Below are 2,900 nucleotides of genomic sequence, written 5' to 3' on the forward strand. Positions count from 1 at the left end.
GTAAAAAAATCAGGACTGGAAGTGCTGGCTGTAACAGTGTTAACAAGCACGAGTGCTTCTTCACTGGCAAATCTTGGAATTCGTGAGGACATCAACACCGCGGCCCTGGTTTTGGATCGCGCTGTCCGTGCACAAAACTCAGGTTGTGCCGGGGTGGTTTGTTCAGGGGAAGAGGCAAAGGTGGTCAAGCAGAAATGCGGAACAAGTTTCAAAATTGTAGTGCCAGGCATACGCCCGGAATGGGCGAGTGTTTCAGGTGATGATCAAAGCCGAATCGCGACACCTTCTCAGGCAATAAGGGATGGGGCAGATATGATTGTTGTTGGCAGGCCTATTCGTAATGCTGAAGACCCAAGAGAAGCGGCTCAAAAAATTATTGAAGAAATTTCAATATTCGATAATTCCAAATAGGCAGGTCCGGGAATGTAAATGTCTTCTTTATTAAACTTTATATATCTGCTCAGTCTGGTTTGCTGGATTGGCAGCATTATCTTTTTTTCTTTTTTTGTCGCGCCTGTAGTTTTTAAAACTCTTGAGCGTGAAAAAGCCGGTGAAATTGTCGGTATCATTTTTCCCCGGTATTACATGGTTGGTTATGTGTGCGGTGGTTTGATCCTGCTGACATTTTTGTTTAACAAGCCTGAAGGTCTCATGTGGTGTGCCTGGGGTATCATGATGGCTGGTTCAGTTTGTGCGGGATTGGGTGTGAATCCAAAAGCTAAAGTCCTCAAAGAACAAATAAAAGATTCCTCCGAAGATGAAAAGCCTGCCCTTGAATCCCGCTTCAAAACATTGCATTCCTTATCAGTAAAGTTGAATGCTGCGGTCCTTTTTGCCGGGCTCTGGCTGCTTTGGCTGACCAGTGTGGCTTTAGATGCTCAATAGCTTTTAGTAAGGCAAGAATCTCCTGGTTGTATGAACCTCTTATTAGCTGAAAAATATAAGAAATAGCATTCAGGATGGATATATGAAGACAAAACGTTTTGTTATTCTTCTTGCTGTCTTAATGGTGTACAGCTACGGTTGGAAGGTGACAGAAATAGAGGTGGGGGAATTGTTTCGCGATTTCCATCTTGTAAAACCCCTTGTTAGGGAACTGGCGCAACCTGACCTTTTCACTCGCGACAAAAAAACACAAGTTGTTGAAGTTCCATTTTTGTTATCCCAGAGTAACGATACCCCCAAGTTGACTGAAAGTACAGGACCTAGACTGATTTTATCCAGTTATTCAGGTGAAATTTCGGACCGTCTATCCGTACAGGGTATCGGCCTCGAACCCGAACAGTATGGCAGTCTGTATTGGGTCAACGCTATAGAGCAGGAGTTTCCACTGGGTTCGTTCAGTACTGATTCGTCGGGTGAGTTTAATAAAGACATCACTGTTCCCCCAAGCGCGCGCGGTTTGCGCCAGGTTGTTAAAGCAGTAATAAGCTGGGATGAGGGGGGATGGCAAGCCAGCGAAACCCTAAGTCTAACCTTTGAAAAAATGGTTGAGACTGTTTTCCTGGCGTTAATGGCAACAACCTTTGGTGTGCTGGTGGCTGTGCCCATAAGCTTTCTAGGAGCACGAAACCTTATGACGGGAAGTCGGATCGGCACCTTTATATATTATGTAGTGCGTACAGGTTTGAATGTATTGCGATCCATAGAGCCATTGATCATGGCTATCCTTTTTGTGGTTTGGGTGGGAATAGGACCGTTTGCGGGAGTGCTGGCATTAGGGGTTCATTCTGTTGCCGCTTTAGGGAAATTATTTTCGGAACAGATCGAGTGCGTTGACCCGGGTCCGGTAGAGGCTGTCACATCTGTTGGAGCTAAACCAATTCAGGTGATCTATTTTGGTGTCCTGCCACAGGTGATCCTTCAGTTTATGGCATTAAGTTTTTACCGTTGGGATATTAATGTGCGCATGTCTACCATTATCGGATTTGTAGGTGGTGGAGGGATTGGGTTTTTATTGCAGCAATGGATCAACCTTCTTAAATATAATGAAGCAGGAACAGCCTTGCTGGCTATAGCAATAGTTGTCATCACGCTCGATACTCTTAGCGCAAAAATCAGGGCCCGGGTGCAATAGAAAAGGGTAGTATTCTGTTAGAAAAATTTCATCGAAGTTTGTGGGTGTTGAAATGGACAGCAACAGCGAAGAAATAGGTGACCTGATCAGCGAAATCGCCAACATCGTATTTGGTGATATAGATATGGATTTAAAAACTATCAACCTGAAAACAGAGCGTTCCCTTCCGACCATCCTGAAAGGTAAAGACATAAAACCTGTCTTGAGAAAGAAAGCCCCCTCTATAATACTTTCCTTTGGAAAAGATAATATCCTGGTGGAAATGATCGGTGCTACCGATGATTCTTTGCACAAAAACCGGGATCATAAAACGGTCCAAACGTTTCTTTAGCTATTCCCTTTTGTTATTTATCTTTTTTGTATGGAGCCAGATGATTGAAGATTTTGATGAATTGTTTTCCTGATTCGGGAATTTTCACTGCCTGATTGGTAATCAAAATATTTTCAGCTGTCAGAGGCTGACCATAATAAGCCTGGTTGGCATCCAGGTCGGAAGAAATAATGGTCCCTTTCAAAGATACCCCTCCAAAAATACCTTTACTGCGGGAATAGGAATAAATTTCACCTTGCATGAATATATCGGCGGACGCTTCAGCGTGACGGCCAACAGGACCTGCCGCGATAGCAATGTCTCCACCCAAAGTGAATTTTTCACTGAGCAACCCTTCCAATCCTCTTTGTGTCATGACCAGCAGAATCAGGTCAACCGCTTCTGCTCCAAACTGAAACCCGAAACTGCCGCCGGCGGTATAGAGAAAAGAAGGTGCGCCCCATTCACCGGTGTCTTTGGAACGTGCGGAAACAAAACCTTTACCATAACGTG

Annotated in this window: 5 protein-coding genes; 4 read left to right on the forward strand and 1 reads right to left on the reverse strand. The window is 44.4% G+C overall.

Annotation, left to right across the window (positions count from 1 at the left end; all coding sequences use genetic code 11):
- From pyrF to F3741_04040, 4 genes are all read left to right on the forward strand, one after another.
- Positions 1-411, forward strand: a 411-nt coding sequence (pyrF, locus tag F3741_04025) for an orotidine-5'-phosphate decarboxylase (protein ID MZG29969.1), incomplete at its 5' end; no start/stop codon positions are given.
- Between the two features lie 18 nt (positions 412-429).
- Complete coding sequence (locus F3741_04030; protein MZG29970.1) at positions 430-885, forward strand: DUF4149 domain-containing protein; 456 nt, start codon at positions 430-432, stop codon at positions 883-885.
- A gap of 82 nt (positions 886-967) precedes the next feature.
- Positions 968-2,077: a phosphonate ABC transporter, permease protein PhnE gene (phnE, locus tag F3741_04035; protein ID MZG29971.1), complete on the forward strand. Its 1,110-nt coding sequence runs from the start codon at positions 968-970 to the stop codon at positions 2,075-2,077.
- A gap of 52 nt (positions 2,078-2,129) precedes the next feature.
- Complete coding sequence (locus F3741_04040) at positions 2,130-2,408, forward strand: chemotaxis protein CheX (protein MZG29972.1); 279 nt, start codon at positions 2,130-2,132, stop codon at positions 2,406-2,408.
- Between the two features lie 13 nt (positions 2,409-2,421).
- On the opposite strand, the gene F3741_04045 is transcribed toward F3741_04040, so the two are convergent.
- Positions 2,422-2,900, reverse strand: a 479-nt coding sequence (locus tag F3741_04045) for a lipid-binding SYLF domain-containing protein (GenBank protein ID MZG29973.1), incomplete at its 5' end; no start/stop codon positions are given.

Source organism: Nitrospinota bacterium (assembly GCA_009873635.1).
Lineage (GTDB): Bacteria > Nitrospinota > Nitrospinia > Nitrospinales > VA-1 > LS-NOB.